Raw genomic sequence first — 18,117 nt, 5'->3', positions numbered from 1 at the left:
CATGGCCCTATTTCATTATCAGGCGTTAGACGAGCGCGGCAAAAAACGGCGGGGAGTGCAGGAAGCGGATTCAGCCCGCCACGCCCGTCAACTTTTACGCGAGCAGGGGTTGGTCCCTGTAAGCCTGGACGAAGGGCAGGATGAACGCCAGCAGGCCCAAAGCGGGCGGCGTCTTTCATGGGGGCGGGGGATTAGCAGTGCCGATCTGGCGTTGTTGACTCGTCAACTGGCGACCTTGGTCGCCGCTTCCTTACCCTTGGAGGAGGCGCTTGATGCCGTGGCAAAACAGAGTGAAAAACCCCGGCAGCGCAGCCTGATGGCCGCAGTGCGCACCAAAGTACTGGAGGGACATTCCCTGGCGGAGGCCATGAGCGGTTATCCCACCAGTTTTGAGCGGCTGTACTGTGCGATGGTGGCGGCGGGTGAGGCTTCTGGTCACCTGGATCTGGTTCTGAACCGGTTGGCGGATTACACCGAGCAGCGCCAGCAAATGCGAGCTCGTATCCTGCAGGCGATGATTTACCCCTGCGTGCTGACGGTGGTAGCCATCAGCGTGATCGCCATTTTACTTTCCGCCGTCGTGCCCAAGGTAGTGGAGCAGTTTATTCACATGAAGCAGGCACTTCCGCTATCAACGCGTGTGCTGATGGGGCTGAGTGACGGAGTTCGAGCTTTTGGCCCTTGGGTGCTGTTGTTGCTGTTATTGGCGCCGATGCTGATGCGCCTGTGGCTGCGCCAAGAAGCGCGGCGCATTGCTTTCCATCGGCAGTTGCTGCGCCTCCCGGTGATCGGACGCATCGCACGAGGGCTCAATACTGCCCGTTACGCCAGAACGCTGAGCATTCTCAATGCCAGCGCTGTGCCATTGCTGCAAGCGATGCGTATCAGCGGAGAGGTATTAACCAATGAATATGCGCGCCGCCAGTTGTCATTGGCGACGGAATCAGTGCGTGAGGGGGTGAGCCTGCATCGGGCTCTGGAAATCACTGCGCTGTTTCCCCCGATGATGCGGCACATGATCGCCAGCGGTGAACGCAGTGGGGAACTGGACAGCATGTTGGAACGCGCGGCAGACAATCAGGATCGGGAGTTTACTGCCCAAATGCAGTTGGCATTGGGGCTTTTTGAGCCTTTGTTGGTGGTGAGTATGGCGGGTGTGGTGCTGTTTATCGTTTTGGCGATCCTGCAGCCAATCCTGCAATTAAATACCTTGATGAGTATGTAAATTCAATCTGCAAATAACGGAGAGAAAAATGCGGCAACAGCGTCAGCGAGGTTTTACCCTGCTGGAAATTATGGTGGTGATTGTGATCCTGGGCATCCTGGCGAGTCTGGTCGTGCCTAACCTGATGGGAAATAAAGAGAAGGCGGACCATCAGAAGGTCGTCAGCGATATTGTCGCGCTGGAGAGCGCGTTGGATATGTACAAGCTGGATAACAGCCGATATCCCACCACCGAACAAGGGTTGCAGGCACTGGTGACCAAGCCCTCGGCACAACCGGAACCGCGCAGTTATCCCCAAGGTGGCTATATTCGCCGTTTGCCGCAGGATCCCTGGGGGGCAGACTATCAGTTGCTTAGCCCGGGCCAACACGGTCAGTTAGACGTTTTCTCTTATGGCCCAGATGGCATACCGGACACCGAGGATGATATCGGTAACTGGACTATTGGTAAGAAGTAGTGCGCCAACGCGGCTTTACGTTGTTGGAAATGATGCTGGTAGTGCTGCTGATCGGGAGTGCTGCCAGTTTGGTGATCATGTCATTTCCGGCCATGCAACAAAATAACCCACAGCTACAGCTGAAACGCTTTCAGGCTCAGTTGGCGTTTGCCATGGATGCCTCGGTGCAAAATGACCAATTGCTGGGAATCTGGGTTCGACCAGATGGCTGGCAATTCCAAATGCTACAGCGTCAGGCTGCTGAAAAACGCGGGGCAGTATCTGGCTCGGATAGTTGGCAAGGTTACGTTTGGCAGAATTGGCAACCCCGTCAGGCGGCGTTAGGGAGCCAAATGCCTGATGATATTCGGCTCAAGCTGCATTTCCCCGATCGGCAGGAGTGGCCGCGTGCTGCGGAGTTGGCACCAGAACCCGATATTCTGCTGTTACCCGGCGGGGAGGTTACACCGTTTGAGCTGGTTTTCAGTGAGGCCGGTAGCCAACCCTTGGTTTGGCTTCGTGTAGATGCAGCAGGCGCGATCGATTCGTCAGCAAACGGAGCCGCACAATGAATACCCAAAGAGGGATGACATTGCTCGAAGTGCTGGTGGCACTGATCGTTTTCGCTTTGGCGGGGTTAGCCGTGCTGCAAACCACGGCACAACAGGCTGGCAGCATTGGCCGTATGGAGGAAAAAATACTGGCAAGCTGGTTGGCGGATAATCAACAGGTCAGGTTACATCTTGAGAAAACCTGGCCGGAAAAGCGCTGGATCGGCACCACGGTGACCTATGCGGGCGAGGATTGGTCTGTACGCTGGCAGGGGGTTGATACCGAACTGGGTCAATTACGGGCACTCGATGTTGAGGTGCGGCGTCATAAAGAAGACGCTGCGCCAGTGGTTTCTTTACGCAGCTACGTGGTGCGGGAATGAAATGCCGTAGCCAGCGGGGCTTCACGTTGCTTGAGATGCTGTTGGCATTGGCGATTTTTGCTGCGTTGAGCATCAGTGCCTTCCAGGTGTTGCAGGGGGTGATGCGCAATGATGAGATTTCGCAGCGTAAGGCTCAGCGGTTGGCCGAGCTTCAACGTGCCTTTATACAGTTGGAAGGGGATTTCGGTCAGATCATCCCTCGCCATCACAGAGGGAATGAACGCGTGTTTTCAGCGGCGCGCTATCAATTACAAAGTGAGGACTGGGGCGTCTCTTTCATGCGCAACGGTTGGCAAAACCCGATGGGGATGTTGCCCCGTGCCGAGTTACAACCGGTGGGATATCGTCTGCGCCATCAACAGTTAGAGCGGTTGAGCTATGCCCATGCGGATCCACTCGTTGGGGAAGAGCCGGTGGTCAAGGTTTTGCTCGATGAGGTCAGTGTCTTTCGCCTGCGTTTTTTTGCTGAGGGTACGTGGCGGGAGAGTTGGAACAACGCGTCGGTTTTGCCGCAGGGGATTGAGGTGACATTAGTGGTTGCTGGCGTGGGTGAATTGACCCGGCTGTTTTTGATCACGGCGGTGGGGCAAGAATGAGGGCGCGGCAAAAGGGCGTTGCCCTGCTGGTGGTGTTGCTGATCCTGGCGCTGATGGTGACGATTGCTGCGACCATTGCCGAGCGAAACGGGCGCACTTATCTGCGTACCGCTGCTCATTTGGATCGCCAGCAGGCAAAATGGTATGCCCGCTCGGCAGAAGCACTGGCGGTGAAAATTTTGCAACGAGATGCGCTGGACTCACCTAATAAAACACATTTGGCGCAAAACTGGGCGCAAGAGCAGCGCCGTTTTCCCGTTGAAGGCGGGGAGGTGTTTGGGCAGATTGTTGATGGCCAGGCCTGCTTTAATCTCAATGCCATTAACCAAGGGGCTGCTACTGAAGGTATGCAGCCGATATTGCCTTACCCTACCCAGGTTTTTAGACAGCTGCTAATCAACCTGGGGGAAGACCCCCTGCGTGCGACGCAGATAGCCGCGGCACTGCGTGACTGGATAGACAGTGACAGCGAGCCAGGCATTGATGGCGCTGAAGATGAGGTCTATATGGCCCAGGCGGTGGCTTACTTGCCTGCCAATCAACCCATGCAGGATGTCAGCGAGTTGCGGACCGTCTCTGGGGTTGATGCCAGCCTTTATCGGCGTCTTTTACCTTACGTTTGTGCGCTGCCAACACAGACGCTGTTGGTAAACGTTAATACCCTGAGTGAGTCTCAAGGGCCATTACTGGCGGCGCTATTTCTCAAGGAGCTTGATTCAGCCATGGCGACTCGATTGTTACAACAGCGTCCACGTGAAGGGTGGAGCAGTACGACGGCATTTTTGGCACAGGTTGCCCTTAAGGACATCGACACCTCAACGGTCAGATCGCTGCTGACGATAAAGAGTGAGCTGTTTTTAGCCCGTTTCACCGTGCTGATGGGGGAGACTCACTATAGCCAGCGCAGCCTGTTGCGCAAGGCCGGTAACAGTTTTCAGGTGGTACAGCGGCAATATGGATTAAGCATGATGGTGGAGCCTTGATGCCTAACAGAAAGCCCCGTGAGCAAGCCAGGTTGATACTGCGCTTACCCAGCGATGAAGCACAGCCAGTGCTGTGGTATTTCGCTTCAGCAGACGGTCATCAGCAAGGTAGTTTGGCTATGGGGGAGAACGATGAGCAATTGGTGAGCCTGCTTGCCAGATACCCTGCCTGGGTATTGGTGCCTGCGAGCGAGTTGGTTTTCCATCGTGTGACGCTGCCTCGTCGTGCCAGGCGTCAGCGTTTGCAAGTGCTGCCGTTTATGCTGGAGGAGCAATTGGCAACGGAGGTTGAACGGCTGCATTTTGCCATTTTGCAGCAACGTGGTGATGAGTGTGACGTTGCGGTAGTTGATAAAAGCCTTATGCATCAGTGGATAGCCCGTTGTGAACGTCTAGGGGGGCAGGTGCAGGCAATGTTGCCAGATGTGCTGGCGTTACCCTTGGCCGCCGACGGTTGGAGTGCGGTCAATCTCAATGATCAATGGTTGTTTCGCCGGGAAAAGCATGCCGGGATGATTGTTGAATCCTCCTGGCTATCGGCGTTTTTGGCCGTGTGGGCACCGCCGGTCATTGAAAGCTACTCTGCACCACCAGCATCCACTACTAGCCCTCCGGAATGGCGTGTTCAACCACCGCGGCATTTACTGCAGTTGGCTGCAGAAGGCGTGCACGATAGCGGAGCCGATCTGCGCCAGGGCGAATTCATCCGCTCGAGCCCCTGGCGTGCTCGATTACGCCCCTGGCGAACCGTGATGATGGCATTAACAGTGTATTTACTGCTGTTGTGTGTGAGCGCCGGGCTATCTCATTACCGGCTTTGGCAACAGGCTGAACATTGGCGGCAGGAAAGTGTGCGGGTCTACCAACAGCTGTTTCCGGCTGATAAAAAGGTGGTTAATCCGCGCGTGCAGATGCAGCAGCACTTGCAGCAATTACAGCCTATCGAGCAAGCCGGTGTGGTCGCACAGATGCGCCAATTGCAACAGCTGATGGCGGAGAACTCGGCAATCCGGTTCCAGGCGCTGTCTTATGACGCTGGCCGTAAAGAGCTGAAGGTCGATGTACAGGCGGCCTCTTTTCAGGCGTTGGAACAGTTTCAGGTTGCTGCCGGGCAGCGTTACCAAGTGCAACCGGGCGAAATCAAGCAGAATCCAACTGGGGTAGAGGGCCGACTGACTCTGGGGATAAAGGATGAATGAACTCAAGCACCGCTGGCTACAGCTCAGCCTTCGGGAACGAGGTTTGGTTCTGGGCTGTGGTGTATTGGTTATCGTGAGCTTGTGCTACTACGCACTATGGCTGCCCTGGCAACAACAGGCTAGCCAATGGCAGCGTACTATCGCCCGTGAAAAAAACACGGTGGAATGGATGTTGCAACAGGCTCCGCGCTTGCGCCTACAGGGGGCACAACCCATAGAGGAGACCTCCCTAAGCTTGTCGGCCAGGGTGGCACAGAGCGCTGCAGCTCAAAACATGAACATTACCCGCATGCAGCCTCAGGGAGAGCGGCTGGCGGTCACGCTGGAACCTGGCGATTTTAATGCCTTGATGCTTTGGCTCACACAGTTGGAAAAGCGCTATAGCGTTCGCATTGTGGCGCTTGAGGTGGCGATGCGTCCCGATAAACCAGGATGGGTGACGGTAAACAAACTGATGCTGGAGCGCAGCGATGGGCGCTAAAGCCAAAAAGGCCGTGCTTTTGTTGGCTTGTTATCTCCTATTGCTGGGAGGCCACGCGCCGGCACGGGTATTACAAGTTTTTATACCCGCAGATATGAAGGTCGGTGGCTTTTCTGGCTCCGTGTGGCAGGGCAGTTTGCACCAGTTAAGCTGGCGTAACATTATGCTGGCGAAACTGAACTGGCAGTTCACTTTCTCCTCTTGGATGCCGGCCTTAGAGATTGAGCTAAGGGACCCGCAAGGCTTGCAGGGAGCCGGAATCCTGCGTGGTTGGCTGGATCTTCAACTGCATGAGTGGCAACTCTCTGTTCCTGCAGATGTTGTGCGCCAACAGCTGTCGTTGCCTTTGCCGATCACCGCCCAGGGAGAGCTGCAACTGCGGTTGCAACAAGGAGAGTTCAGTTCCGCTGGTTGCCGGAGTCTTGGCGGTGGTGTCGTCAACTGGCAGCACGCACAGTTGGCGACTCCGTTGGGGGCGTTGGAGCTGGCAAACGTGCAAGGCCAATTGAGCTGTGATGGAAAAGGGGCTCTGGTGTTGGTGTTGAAACAAGACTCCTCTCATCTGAGCCTGACGGGGCGTGGCACCGTCGGATTTGACGGGCGCTATCAGTTCAACGGTCAGGTGCGCCGAGGGCCGGTATTACCGGAGGCGATGGGGCCACTGATAAATCAGTTAGGCAGGGCTAACGATCAGGGGCAGATAGCCTGGCAGGTTCAGGGGCGGTTGCTTTAAAACGGACTGGCTGTCTTAAAAGGTTGGGTAGGTATTTGCCTGACTGCGGGGAGGTTTTTTGAGTTTATTACTGGATTTTACTGTTGCATTTCCCCTTCTCTGGCTGGGTGTCGTGGGGATGTTTGGGGCCATAGTGGGTAGCTTTCTGAACGTGGTGATTTATCGATTACCGGTGATGCTGGAGAAGCAATGGCAGCGCGAGGCGCTCGTGCAACTGGCGCTGCCCTTACCTGAATCCATACCGCGCTTTGATCTGCTATTACCGCATTCCTGTTGCCCGCATTGTCAGCATCCTATTGCGGCCAGGGACAATATACCCCTGCTGAGTTTTCTGTTGTTAAAGGGGAAGGCTCGTTGCTGTGGTGAGCGGATCCCAAGGCGCTACCTGCTGGTTGAAGTGGCAACGGCTATGATGTTTGTGCTGACGGCGCTTATATTCCCGCTAGGTTTCCCCTTGCTGGGGGCTTGGATATTGCTCTCTTTTTTGCTGACGCTGGCAGTTATTGACCATCAGACACAACTCTTGCCAGATGTGCTGACGTTGCCACTGCTGTGGATCGGACTTTTATTCAATATTCAGGGGCATTTTGCCTCGTTGGAACAGGCGACGATTGGCGCAGTGGCAGGTTATGTCTGCCTATGGAGCGTGTTCTGGCTATTCAAGCTGGCAACCGGTAAAGAGGCTCTCGGCTATGGTGATTTTAAATTACTTGCGGCGTTAGGGGCCTGGTTAGGTTGGCAAGCGTTGCCACAGGTGATTTTGGTTGCAGCGGCCAGTGGTCTGCTGGTTACGTTGATACAGCGAGGGTTGGCAAAACAAGACCTTAATCAACCGTTAGCCTTTGGTCCATGGCTCGCCGTGTCGGGCGCGGCCAATATGTTTTTACCCTGGAGCTTTTAAGCGCCTATGCCTTGATTAGAGGCACTGGTAAGCGCACCCAGTCTTGTTCCTGAAGTACGGCTTTTGCTAGTCGGTTGACCAATGATTAAAAATTTTTTATGTGTTACTTACTGATACTAAAGGGAATAATTATGCATAAGGTTACGATGTTGGCGGTGTTGCTTACGGGGATGCTTAATGCTCAGGCGGCAACGGTTTATACCGGAGATAAAATTGAGGGTAATCCGGTTATCAGCAAGTTGGATGTAGACGATCTGGAGGCAGGAAAGGTTTATCGCTTCATGTTCCAGGGGACCAGCAATGGGATCGGTCAACACTGGTATGTTCCCGTTATGGTGGCCAAAGGCGCACAACCTGGTCCTAAGCTGGGTCTACAAGCGGCGGTCCATGGTGATGAACTAAATGGCACCCGGGTGATACAGCAGGTATTTGAAAAGCTGGATCCCGCAGAGTTGAAAGGCAGTGTGATCGGTGCCGTGGGCGCGAATCCTTCTGGCATGTTGGCCAATAACCGAAACTGGCAGTTGGCCAATGATGGGGGGGATATGGTCGATTTCAACCGGGTCTGGCCGGGCAAGGAAAAAGGTAACGCCGCCGAACAGCAGGCTTGGCTGTTATGGAATAATTTGTGGGCGGGCAATGCCACCCTGTTCGTTGATATGCACACGCAGAGCCGGGGTACCGAATATCCCTTGTTCATCTATGCGGATTACCGTAACCCGCAGGTGAAGCAAATGGCTGAATTGTTCCCGGCGGACCAGATTAAAGCCGATCCTGGTGAGAAAGGCTCTGTCGAAACCACCTTCGTTGAAAACAAGATCCCTGCTATTACTCTCGAAATTGGCAAGCCCAAGCTTTATCAACCTGAACTTATCGCGCGTAGCTTGACAGGGGTGCGTAACCTGATGGTTCAACAAGGCATGACAGCCGGAACATTAGGGGCAACGGCTAAAGAGCAAAAAACCTTTATCGGTAATGAAATGAGCTCGATCCGAGCTGAGGTTGGTGGATTTACCGAGATTCTGGTTAACGTCGGCGATTCGGTGGTCAAAGGGCAGAAAGTAGCCGTTCAGCGTAATGCTTTTGGCGATATCATTCGGGAATATACCGCGACCCATGATGGTCGAGTGTTAGCTATCGGCAATGATCCATTGCGCGAACCGAGGGCTTTGCTGGTTCGTATCCTGTTCAACAATCCTGAGCCTCAGTGTGCCAATGGTTGCTAATTGACGAAGAGCTATTTACCCCCTTGAGGATCTCTTCAAGGGGGTAAATAGGATTAGCCTGGGGGGGTTATCAGGCCGAACGCAAATGCTTTCTGCTACCTAACAGTGCCCAGCCGCTCAGCAGAGCCATCATCATCAGATAATAGCTTGGTGCCAGGCTGGTCCCGGTTGCGGTGATCAGCAGGGTGCAGATCAGCGGCGCAAAGCCACCAAATACCGTCACCGCCACGTTGTAGCTGATTGCCATCCCGCTGGCCCGTGTTGCCATCGGGAACAAATCGGCCATCACCGAAGGCACCGTCGAGAAGTAGATGGACTTCAGCAAGGCCAGCCAGCCAACCATCAACATCAGCATCATTGGCGAAGTATGGTTCACCACCAGCAGGAATGCCGGGTAAATAGTCAGCAGCAGCAGGATCAGCGAACCCCACATTAACGGCAGGCGGCCGACTTTTTCCGCCCATAATCCCATTATCGGGGTGACTACCGTTAAAATCACACCGGCTAACAGGGTCGCACTAAAGGCGGCGGAACCGGACAGGTTCAGGTTTTTGGTGGCATAGGTGGGTACATAATTCAACATGTAGTTGATGGCGGTGGAAATCACCATCAGTCCAATGGCCAACAACAGCAGATTTTTTTGATTACCGACCAGCATCTTTAACGGTGCTTCGGGTTTCTGCTGCTGTACGAAGCTGGCTGGCTCATGTACATGGCGGCGGATATAGAGCCCCACCGGGCCGATCAGTAACCCAAAAGCAAAGGGAATACGCCAGCCCCAGTCCTGGATTTGGCTTTCTGTCAGCCAGTGGGTCATACCTAACCCGAAGGCGGAAGCCATCAGCGTACTGGCGCCTTGCGTGGCAAACTGCCAACTGGCGATAAACGCCTTGCGCTCCGGGAAGTGTTCGACCAGAAAGGCGGTTGAACTGCCAAACTCCCCACCGGCGGAAAAACCCTGAATCAGTCGGGCAATCAGGATCATCAGCGGAGCCGCCAGCCCAATGGTGGCATAAGAAGGCATAAAGGTGATGATCGCACCGCCAAGCAGCATCAGGCTGATGGACATCAAAAGTGCCTTCTTGCGGCCAACCCGATCGGCGTAGGCTCCGAGCACCACAGCACCCAGTGGGCGGATCAGGAATGAGACACCAAAGCTGCCGAAAGTCAGCAACAATGAAACGGCCGGATCCTCCGTAGGGAAAAAGGCGTGGGCGATATAGCTGGCGAAAAAGCCATAAACCGCGATATCGAACCATTCCAACGCGTTGCCGATGCAGGTGGCAAACAGCGTTTTATACAAATTGGGCTTGGCCGCTACGCTCTCCTGTTGGGCTATCGCGCTCATGAGGACTCTCCTGCCCGGCGTTGTGCCAGGATCGTGCTGCCATTTTCGCCCAACTCCCAGAACAGGCGAGTCATGATCTGCAATCCTTCACGAGCGATGGATTTCAACATATGCTCATTAACCCCGTGTTGACCGCAGGCTGGATAGGAGTGGGGGATCCACAGCGTGGGCAATCCCAACGTATCGGCAAACACATCATTAGGCAGCGATCCGCCCAGGTTGGGGAGTAATGCGGGTTTTTTGCCGCTGGTTTGTTGCAGGATCTCAAGTGCCCAGGGAACGAGTGGATCTTGTGGATTGAGCCTGGTGGCCGGTGAGCCGTGCAGCCATTCCACCTCCACATAGCCAAAGCCGTGTAATTGCAGATGCTGCTGGATATGGTTGACCAGATTTTTCCAGTCGGTACCGACCACAAAGCGCAGTTGGCATACTGCCGTGGCGCTGCCGGGAATGGCGTTCATTGGCCGAGCCGGGTTGCCCGTTTGATAGGCCAGCACTTCAAGCGTGTTCCAACCATACAGGCGCTCGCTTGGGGTTAGGCCAGCTTCACCCCAGCTCTCATCGATCGCCGGATCGCCAGCTTGGCCGCCAACGCTGAGATCGCGCAAAATGGCGCGTAGGTTGTCATCCAGAGGGGCGGGTTTCAGCGCTGCAACCTGTAACTGACCGTGTTGATTAACCAGAGAGGCGATGGCATTAGCCAGTTGTGTTCCGGGATTGCTGAGTAATCCACCCCAGTTGCCAGAGTGATAGGCGTTATCCCTGGCGTGGATGCTGAGGCGGAAATTGATGCAGCCGCGTGAGCCAAGGAACAACGTGGGCTGTGTGGCATTCAGCCGTGGGCCATCGGAGGCGATAAACAGATCGGCTTGCAGCAATTCGCGTTGTTGCTGGCAAATGGCCGCTAGCCCAGGGGAACTGATCTCTTCGCCCATTTCAACAATCAGCTTGCAGTTGAACCCTAGTTTACCCCCGCGTGCATGGAAAACCTGCTCCAGCGCCGCCAGGTTAATACTGTGCTGCCCTTTGTTATCCGCGCTGCCACGGCCGTACCAACGGTCGCCTTCTTCACTCAACTCCCAAGGCGAAAGGCCTGCGCGCCAGTTTTCGTCGTCGCCGAAAACCACATCGCCGTGGCCATAGCTCAGCAGGGTGGGTAATGCAGGATCTTCAATGCGTACGGCGATCAGAAACGGGCGGTTGACCGCTTCCGGGTTATCGAACAGTTGCAACTCAAAACCCAGTGCCCGTAACGGCGGCATGATTTCCTGTTCGAGATAGAGCAAAATGCCGGCATCGTCGTCATGCCGCTGGCTTTCGGTGGCCAGCGCGATGCGCCGCGCCAATATGCGGCGGAATTCGCCACTGTCAAAATACGCTGTCGCCAAAGCGACGGCCTGTTCACCCGTCATGATTATTTCCCCGTTGTGTTTGCGTTGCGTTGTTTTACTTGTTGTGTTTGTTATCTAAGCTAAAATTGGGGTTTGCCACAATTATCCATTTAACAAACAAGCTTTGCTTTAAAGGCAACGGTCGTTTGCTCGTTGGCAAGCTTTGCACCATGGAGAGGGACGGCATGTTGAGTAGCGAGGTTCGCTTTTTTCTGGTAGTCGCCAACTGTGGTTCACTCAGTGCGGCCAGTGAACAGCTGTTTGTGGCGGTATCGGCGATCAGCAGGCAGATCCAGCGCCTGGAGGTACAGGTTGGCACGCCATTGTTCGAACGCCACGCGCGGGGGATGGTGCTGACCGAGGCCGGGCAGATTTTTGAAAACCATATTCGTAAAAGCCTGTTGAATATTGAGCAGGCGGTGGCAGAAATCAAAGGGTTGAAAGCCGAACGGCGTACTGCGCTACGCGTGGCCTGTAGTAATGGAGTGGCCTTTATGCTGATGCCACAACTGATGGCGCGTTTTCGTGCAGAATACCCGGCTGTCAGCTTCGTGCTGACAGTGGCAGATACTAAAACGTTGGCGCGGCTGGTACGCAATGGCGAGTGTGACATGGTGCTGCAGTTTAGTTTGCACCCAGAGCGGGGCGTTGAGGTAGCGGCTTCGTGGCCCGCCCCGGTCTTGTTGTTGATGAGAAAGGATCATCCATTAGCCGACAGGCAGGTGGTTCTGGCGGATCTCTGCCAGTATCCGGTGTGTCTGCCAGAGCCAGGCTCCACGGTACATCAGCTGTTTGATATCTCTTGTCAGATGAATGGCACCTTCATTGAACCAGTGCTAACCTGTGATAACTTCTCCACGCTGTACTATTTTTTACAGGGTTCCCCGATGGCGGTGACCATCTGTAGTCAGTTTACCGCGATGCCGTTGTTGCAGCCGCAAGGATTGATCCTGAAACCTTTTGCAGTCGAGCAGCAAAGCCCGCGGACCTTGCAACTACAATTACCACTGGGGCGGCAGCGGAGCACGGCTTTGGAGCTGTTTGTGGACTATATTAATCAGACACTAAGTCGCGAAGAACGGGCCATTGGTGAGAAATTCGGCATATAAGCCGTTTTTTAATCGACAAGATAAATAATCTGTTGATTACGCTTGATTGTTCCAGTCTGGCTGTATTATATTGCGCTCCACGGAAACAGTACCCCTTCCGACAGATTTCGCCGGCTTAGCTCAGTAGGTAGAGCAACTGACTTGTAATCAGTAGGTCACCAGTTCGATTCCGGTAGCCGGCACCATATAAAAGACCTCAGCAGAAATGCTGGGGTTTTTTGTCTTTAGGCATCCATGATGCGGCGCAGCCAGTGACCGCGCCCTTGGGGCCTTTAAATATCAGTGGCCAGCCATTGGTCAGACTCTTCGAACATCTCTTCCAGCATACGGTTTAACTTCTCGCGATCACTTTTGCTGGCGTCCGAGTTAAGGCCGTTGGCCTGCATGGGTTTTACCTTCACCTCTGCATCCGGGAAGATACGATGCACCCGTTTTGTCAGCTCAGCCTTGATGATTTCATCGGCACCGGGGATCCCTGCGACATTACGCTTATCAAACACCAATTCAACGAACATAGCCCAACCCTAACGTTACTGTTTATGTATACAGTTATTTTGACCGAAGGGACTGGGTGAGTGCAAGAGGGGGAGGCGAAAATTTTATCGTGGCCAACGTTGAGGGAAGCGTGCTCTAAAGCTGCCGATATAGCTATTACGCACTATTTGCCACGGTATCCGTGGCTGAGATTAATAGTATAGAGTCACCTTGAAATTGATAATCATTCTTAATATGCAGCAAAATTTATCCATAATTATTAGAAAGTTGTGTGTCTTCTTTCTCTCAGGTATCTTCTTGACCTTCTTGATGGGCCTTATCTTCATTGACGTGCATTGGCTGCATAACTTTGTCTCCGAGACGTCGCTCACCGAGGTAACCCAAGAGATCATACTGGTGGCGATAGCCCTCAGCTTCTTTATCTCCGCTTATCGTCAGGCGGAGCATCGGTATGCCAGGGTATTAATTGGTGGCTTCTTCCTATGTATGCTGATCCGCGAGATGGACTTTGTGTTCGATATGCTGAGGCATGGTGCCTGGGTGTGGTTTGCCTTAGCCGTAACGCTGATCTGTGTGCTTTATGCACTCAAAGAGCTGCCCGCTACGCTACGTGGACTAGCACATTTCTTCAGTCACCCAAGTTACGGCATGATGTTTTCCGGGTTGTTATGCATATTAGTATTTTCACGTCTGTTTGGTATGCAACTGCTATGGCATGAGCTGATGCTCGATGGGTATAACCGCGTGGTGAAGAATATGGTGGAGGAGGGTTGTGAGCTATTTGGCTATTCGCTTTGCCTGTTAGCGACGGTGGGTTATCTCCGAAGAGGGGCGTGAAGTGCACCGTCCATCAAAATCGAGCACATAGGTGTTTGATTTTTAGTTACTTGTGCGTCAGGCACGGCATGGCGCGTTGTACGTCAGCGCAACCGAGTGGGCTGTGGCAGCTTGCTATTGCCGTTATACACTAATTGTCAAGGTATGAACCGTTGGTTTTTATCATGCATATTGATCTTTGCGCGTCCGTTTGAATGCACTCATCATAATTGAGTGCAAAGATGATCGGCTGTGCAATACTTCTTTTACATGTCATAAGATTATTATTTAAGCTGTTATATTTAAAACTTTTTCAAAACGGAATTAATACCATGAAAAAAACGCTACTCTTTTTAGGTATGCTGTCGGTTGGCACCATCGGCGTGGTGACTTCGGCAGTTGCCCAAGATGCTGAGAACAAAAGGGCACTAAAGCCAGCGATTAATTTGGCAGAGTTGTTTGCTGAAAAGTCTGCTATATGGTCGACTTATCCAGAAAATGATGCCTATGTTTTTGACCGTTCTGAGGAAAGCTATGCTGTCGTCGCTAAACGAGCGGATGGTGTTGTTGCACTGGTCAATAAACAGGAGAGCTATACGACCCCTGGGAAAATGGTATTAATGGGGACTTACTTTAACTGCAATAAAATGACTGATGCGACTTTTTATGTTGAAGATGTCAGTGTAGACGACGTAGCCAAGCAGCTTGCTGACCCGGCTATTGATGATCCAGAGAGAGTGCGTGGTTTTGATGCGAGTATGCCCGTCCACGATCTCTATATGGTCGCCTGCCCGCAGAGTTGAAACTCGTGGGCTTATTAATCGCTGGTGGTCTCTGATTAGTGTTGTGCTTGTGAACAGTCACAATGGCACCGTTCTCCATTGAGAGACACAATCTGGCGAACGGCCTGAAATGACACATTGGTATGGCCTGTTGCTAGTCAGTAGCTTATTTAATCAAAAAACCTCGCTTCGGCGGGGTTTTGTCATTTTTATTAACATTTTTTGCGTGAGCGTAAGAAACCGCTCTAATCTTCTGAATTCTTTTGCTAGTTTATTATTCTTTGCTGTGGATATTCCATAAGGAACAAAGCGTGAAGAGGGTTTGGATAGGATTTCAAATTGGCTTGCCGACATTGCTTTTAGTCATTGCCACATCGTTATTGTCGGGGTGTGTGAAAACAGATTCTGTGGCTAAAACCAGGCCATCCGGAAACAGTGTTGATGATCTTTTTACTCCCCTCAACGGCGGCACTCCTAATGCACCTGGGGTGGGGGTTGAAAAGTATGCCGAGCAGGTTCGATACGCTATTCAACGCAATTTTTACGATGCCAATTCATACGCTGGTAAACAATGCAATTTAAGAATCATGTTAGCTCCGGATGGTATGCTTCTGGATGTCCAGGCTGTAGATGGTGATGCTGCACTTTGTCGTGCAGCTATAAAGGCAACAGCAAATACCACCTTTCCCAAACCCCCATCACAAGTTGTTTATAGTGTTTTTAAAAATGCTGTACTGGAATTCAGGCCTTGGGCGACTGAGTGATAAAACCACCGGCCATTTAGCTCAGTTGGTTAGAGCGGCATAAATACTTCAGACAAGCCCGCCTAGTGCGGGTTATTCGGTTATAGGGGAAACGAAAACTTTGTGCGGTCATACGGCGCAAACCCGCTCTAATCTGCGCCGATCGAAGAAACCAAGGAGTGATAGCAGCCCCGGCAGAAATCCCGGTTACACCTCGATTGTTAATGCATTGTAGCCATTTAGGTAACATAAAGGAGATAACGGAATGCGGCCAGAGATTAGCAAAGAGGAAGTTACACTGTTTCTCTATGATTTCAATATGCTTTTAGAGGAAGGTATCGACAAAGCAGACGTTTTCAACGTATTACGCATCTTGGAGCTCAGGCGGCAAACGGCGAAGATTGAGTTTATAAAGCGCTCATTAGCTACTTCAAGCAGCAAGGGCCATGGCGGCAGTTGAAATCCCCAAAGCCGCCACAACATAATCAATGCTGCCCCGTACCGGCTCCGTAATGTTCGCAATAGGGTTGGAACATAGGAAGGGGCAGCGCCTTTCCTGGTCAGGATAACGTTGAGCTGGCACGGTTAAACTCGGAAGGTTGAAAAGTGCTGTTGAAACATAGGATAAGCAGACTAGGTAAAAGAGGCTCAGTATTCTATAGGCGTATTGAGCTGAATCACTCATTTCGCCGGCAATTTTACCATCGTTTTACCATTGCCAAATTCCAGGCATAAAAAAACCAACCGTAACTGGTTGGTTTTTTTATAAATAGTTGGTCGGCATGAGAGGATTCGAACCTCCGACCCCCGACACCCCATGACGGTGCGCTACCAGGCTGCGCTACATGCCGACGCAGAACCCTATACTACCGTTTTCAGATGTAAATTCAAGCAGCTACCTCACCGATTGCTCTAGATTTAAGCAGTTAGTTGGCGATAAAGCGTTTTACATCGGTCAGCACCTGTAACAGCAGCGCTAGCTGGGGTTTCTCGTCTTTGATCTCGTTATCGTCTTGATCGTAGGCACGGTAGTTGCCATTGCCATCCAATGTCAGCGTCTGTGTTGGCGTGGTGATCACCAACTGGCTGCCGTCACCGGTGGCGAGCCAATTGTTTTTTCGCTGTGCGGCAAACAGGTCTTCGCCCTGAGAGTAGTCGTTAGCCGGTGTTTTCACATGCAGCAGACGTTGCATCAGCGTACGCATCACATCGTTATGATTGGTCAGCTTATTGATGGTTTGTGCTGGCGTGCCTGGCCAGTGAATAACCAACGGAACCTGCAACTGACTGCGGTTAAAGCTGCTGCCCGCTCCCCAGTTGCCTTTGCCGGTATCGTTGAACTCTATGCCGTGCTCGGCGGTGATCACCACCACGGTTTTATCCAGCAGGCCTTTTTCTTTCAGCGTTGCCAGCACCTGCTCAATCTGTGCATCGACGTCTTTCGCGCCTGTACGATAGAGTTGGGTAAAGGCTTCCGGCGAGAGCTTATTGTCACCTTCGGGGAACTTTGCACCGCTGAAATTGATATAGGAGAACCAAGGGCTATTTCCGCTCTGAGTGGCTAACCAGCTCTGCCATTGATGCGTGGTGGCAGCATCGCTCTGCACGAACGGTTCCGGCGGGAGCGAGAAATCGGTCAAGAGCGCCTGGCGGTAAAGCGTGGCGTTGAAACCATCTGAAGAGAACAGGCCGAACTGATAGCCTTGATCGCTCAGTGCGCTAATCAACGCGGCCGGTTTGCGCCCGGCCAGAATGCCATCCAGATAGGTAGGTGAAATACCGTAGAACAGGCCAAACAGGCCGGTGTCCGCATGGTTACCGGAGCTGTAATGGTCACTGAAGCGGATGTTTTCCTGGGCAAAGCGGCTTAGGCCCGGCATGTCTTGCGCCAAATCCTGGGTACGCACGCCGTTCACCACGATCATCAGCAGGTTGTAGCCGCTGCCTTTATCGCTGTAGTTCAGGCTATTGAGCGGGTATTCAACGGCCGCCGCTTCTGGATTGCCCTGTTGCATCAGGCGGCGCTCATATTCTTGCTGATCGAGCAGGCCGTGTTTTTCCAGGAACTTACGCGCAGTCATTGGGTAAGAGAGTGGCAGGTTGGCGCGCTGCATGGTGATCGGCCGATAGAAATTGGCATCCGCCCAGATATAAATCAGGTGCGAAGCAAAGAACGAACAGATGAACAGCACCGCCAGCGGTTTACCGAAGTTGCGCCGGTTCAGGCTGCGCAGTTTCTGCCAGCTCCAGGTCGCAAACAACATTTCGACCAGGAATATCACCGGTACGGCGATAAACACCAACTGCCAGTCGCGCGCCAGCTCACTTTGGTCCGGGTTGATGACCAACTCCCACACCACCGGATTAAGGTGCAGGTGGAAGTGGGTAAAGACTTCGCTGTCGACCAGCAGCAACGTCAGCCCAGTGGTGGCCAACGTCGCGGAAATAAATCGCAGCAGGCGCTGCGACATCACCACAAAGGTGAGCGGGAAGATGATCAGCAGGTAGGCGGCAAAGACAATAAAGCTGAACTGCCCAATCAGGCTGACCAACGCATAGACTCGCCCCAGCAGTGAGGACGGCCAGTCGGTAACAAACAGGTAGCGGCTGCCCAACCCGATACTGAGCAGAATGTTAAATAAGGCGAACCAGTGCCCCCAGCTAATCATCTGGGAGACTTTTTCACGATAACGCTGACGGTTTGTCACCATAAGTAATT

Annotated in this window: 20 protein-coding genes and 2 tRNA genes; 17 read left to right on the top strand and 5 right to left on the bottom strand. The window is 52.9% G+C overall.

Translation table 11 applies throughout. From position 1 onward, the window contains the following. The first annotated feature begins 1 nt into the window (after position 1). The 11 genes from gspF (at position 2) to N6G83_RS25135 (ending at position 8,714) form a co-directional block, all read left to right on the top strand. A complete protein-coding gene (gene gspF, locus N6G83_RS25185) occupies positions 2–1,225 on the top strand; it encodes a type II secretion system inner membrane protein GspF (RefSeq protein WP_065683133.1) in 1,224 nt (407 codons plus the stop codon). 28 nt (positions 1,226–1,253) lie between these two features. Next, complete coding sequence (gene gspG / locus N6G83_RS25180) at positions 1,254–1,682, top strand: type II secretion system major pseudopilin GspG (protein WP_024530061.1); 429 nt, start codon at positions 1,254–1,256, stop codon at positions 1,680–1,682. Then, positions 1,682–2,233, top strand: coding sequence for a type II secretion system minor pseudopilin GspH (gene gspH / locus N6G83_RS25175; RefSeq protein ID WP_211136196.1), 552 nt, complete (start codon positions 1,682–1,684; stop codon positions 2,231–2,233). Before gspG ends, gspH begins: the two co-directional genes overlap by 1 nt. Then, entirely contained in the window at positions 2,230–2,595 is a 366-nt protein-coding gene (gene gspI / locus N6G83_RS25170; protein WP_024530063.1) for a type II secretion system minor pseudopilin GspI, read from the top strand. Before gspH ends, gspI begins: the two co-directional genes overlap by 4 nt. After that, a complete protein-coding gene (gene gspJ, locus N6G83_RS25165; protein WP_024530064.1) occupies positions 2,592–3,191 on the top strand; it encodes a type II secretion system minor pseudopilin GspJ in 600 nt (199 codons plus the stop codon). The genes gspI and gspJ overlap by 4 nt, the downstream gene beginning before the upstream one ends. Further along, positions 3,188–4,174, top strand: a complete 987-nt coding sequence (gspK, locus tag N6G83_RS25160; protein WP_211136197.1) for a type II secretion system minor pseudopilin GspK — start codon at positions 3,188–3,190, stop codon at positions 4,172–4,174. The genes gspJ and gspK overlap by 4 nt, the downstream gene beginning before the upstream one ends. After that, positions 4,174–5,373 (top strand): type II secretion system protein GspL, encoded by a 1,200-nt coding sequence (gene gspL, locus N6G83_RS25155; protein WP_211136198.1) that lies wholly within the window; start codon positions 4,174–4,176, stop codon positions 5,371–5,373. The genes gspK and gspL overlap by 1 nt, the downstream gene beginning before the upstream one ends. After that, the gene (gene gspM, locus N6G83_RS25150; RefSeq protein WP_211136199.1) at positions 5,366–5,854 is read left to right on the top strand and encodes a type II secretion system protein GspM; all 489 of its coding nucleotides are present in this window, start codon (positions 5,366–5,368) and stop codon (positions 5,852–5,854) included. Before gspL ends, gspM begins: the two co-directional genes overlap by 8 nt. Next, positions 5,844–6,587: a type II secretion system protein N gene (locus N6G83_RS25145; protein ID WP_211136200.1), complete on the top strand. Its 744-nt coding sequence runs from the start codon at positions 5,844–5,846 to the stop codon at positions 6,585–6,587. The genes gspM and N6G83_RS25145 overlap by 11 nt, the downstream gene beginning before the upstream one ends. Before the next feature lie 58 nt (positions 6,588–6,645). After that, the gene (locus N6G83_RS25140; RefSeq protein WP_211136201.1) at positions 6,646–7,488 is read left to right on the top strand and encodes an A24 family peptidase; all 843 of its coding nucleotides are present in this window, start codon (positions 6,646–6,648) and stop codon (positions 7,486–7,488) included. A 131-nt stretch (positions 7,489–7,619) separates the two neighbouring features. Next, positions 7,620–8,714 (top strand): succinylglutamate desuccinylase/aspartoacylase family protein, encoded by a 1,095-nt coding sequence (locus tag N6G83_RS25135; protein WP_081375733.1) that lies wholly within the window; start codon positions 7,620–7,622, stop codon positions 8,712–8,714. Positions 8,715–8,784: 70 nt separating this feature from the next. On the opposite strand, the gene N6G83_RS25130 is transcribed toward N6G83_RS25135, so the two are convergent. Both N6G83_RS25130 and N6G83_RS25125 read right to left on the bottom strand, forming a co-directional pair. Then, on the bottom strand, positions 8,785–10,062 hold the full coding sequence (locus N6G83_RS25130) for an MFS transporter (RefSeq protein ID WP_211136202.1): 1,278 nt from the start codon (positions 10,060–10,062) through the stop codon (positions 8,785–8,787). Continuing rightward, positions 10,059–11,474, bottom strand: coding sequence for a M20 family metallopeptidase (locus tag N6G83_RS25125; RefSeq protein WP_074028146.1), 1,416 nt, complete (start codon positions 11,472–11,474; stop codon positions 10,059–10,061). The genes N6G83_RS25130 and N6G83_RS25125 overlap by 4 nt, the downstream gene beginning before the upstream one ends. Before the next feature lie 164 nt (positions 11,475–11,638). On the opposite strand from N6G83_RS25125, the gene N6G83_RS25120 reads away from it, so the two are divergent. After that, positions 11,639–12,562: a LysR family transcriptional regulator gene (locus N6G83_RS25120; protein WP_211136203.1), complete on the top strand. Its 924-nt coding sequence runs from the start codon at positions 11,639–11,641 to the stop codon at positions 12,560–12,562. Positions 12,563–12,671: 109 nt separating this feature from the next. Further along, positions 12,672–12,747: transfer RNA gene (locus N6G83_RS25115), tRNA-Thr, on the top strand. Between the two features lie 87 nt (positions 12,748–12,834). Here the strand turns inward: N6G83_RS25115 and N6G83_RS25110 are convergent. Next, positions 12,835–13,077, bottom strand: a complete 243-nt coding sequence (locus tag N6G83_RS25110; protein ID WP_021178442.1) for a DinI family protein — start codon at positions 13,075–13,077, stop codon at positions 12,835–12,837. Between the two features lie 214 nt (positions 13,078–13,291). Between N6G83_RS25110 and N6G83_RS25105 the strand changes: the two genes are divergently transcribed. The 4 genes from N6G83_RS25105 (at position 13,292) to N6G83_RS25090 (ending at position 15,858) form a co-directional block, all read left to right on the top strand. Beyond that, positions 13,292–13,894 (top strand): hypothetical protein, encoded by a 603-nt coding sequence (locus N6G83_RS25105; protein WP_211136212.1) that lies wholly within the window; start codon positions 13,292–13,294, stop codon positions 13,892–13,894. A gap of 311 nt (positions 13,895–14,205) precedes the next feature. Then, entirely contained in the window at positions 14,206–14,676 is a 471-nt protein-coding gene (locus N6G83_RS25100) for a hypothetical protein (RefSeq protein WP_152529962.1), read from the top strand. Positions 14,677–14,966: 290 nt separating this feature from the next. Continuing rightward, a complete protein-coding gene (gene tolA / locus N6G83_RS25095) occupies positions 14,967–15,419 on the top strand; it encodes a cell envelope integrity protein TolA (protein WP_211136204.1) in 453 nt (150 codons plus the stop codon). 244 nt (positions 15,420–15,663) lie between these two features. Beyond that, positions 15,664–15,858 (top strand): hypothetical protein, encoded by a 195-nt coding sequence (locus N6G83_RS25090; protein WP_211136205.1) that lies wholly within the window; start codon positions 15,664–15,666, stop codon positions 15,856–15,858. 314 nt (positions 15,859–16,172) lie between these two features. On the opposite strand, the gene N6G83_RS25085 is transcribed toward N6G83_RS25090, so the two are convergent. Together N6G83_RS25085 and yejM are read right to left on the bottom strand one after the other, a co-directional pair. Next, positions 16,173–16,249: transfer RNA gene (locus tag N6G83_RS25085), tRNA-Pro, on the bottom strand. Between the two features lie 75 nt (positions 16,250–16,324). Continuing rightward, a complete protein-coding gene (gene yejM, locus N6G83_RS25080) occupies positions 16,325–18,109 on the bottom strand; it encodes an LPS biosynthesis-modulating metalloenzyme YejM (RefSeq protein ID WP_024530604.1) in 1,785 nt (594 codons plus the stop codon). Positions 18,110–18,117: the final 8 nt, after the last annotated feature.

Source organism: Serratia sp. PL7 (genome assembly GCF_945957435.1).
This window is presented reverse-complemented; position numbering and strand designations above follow the sequence as displayed.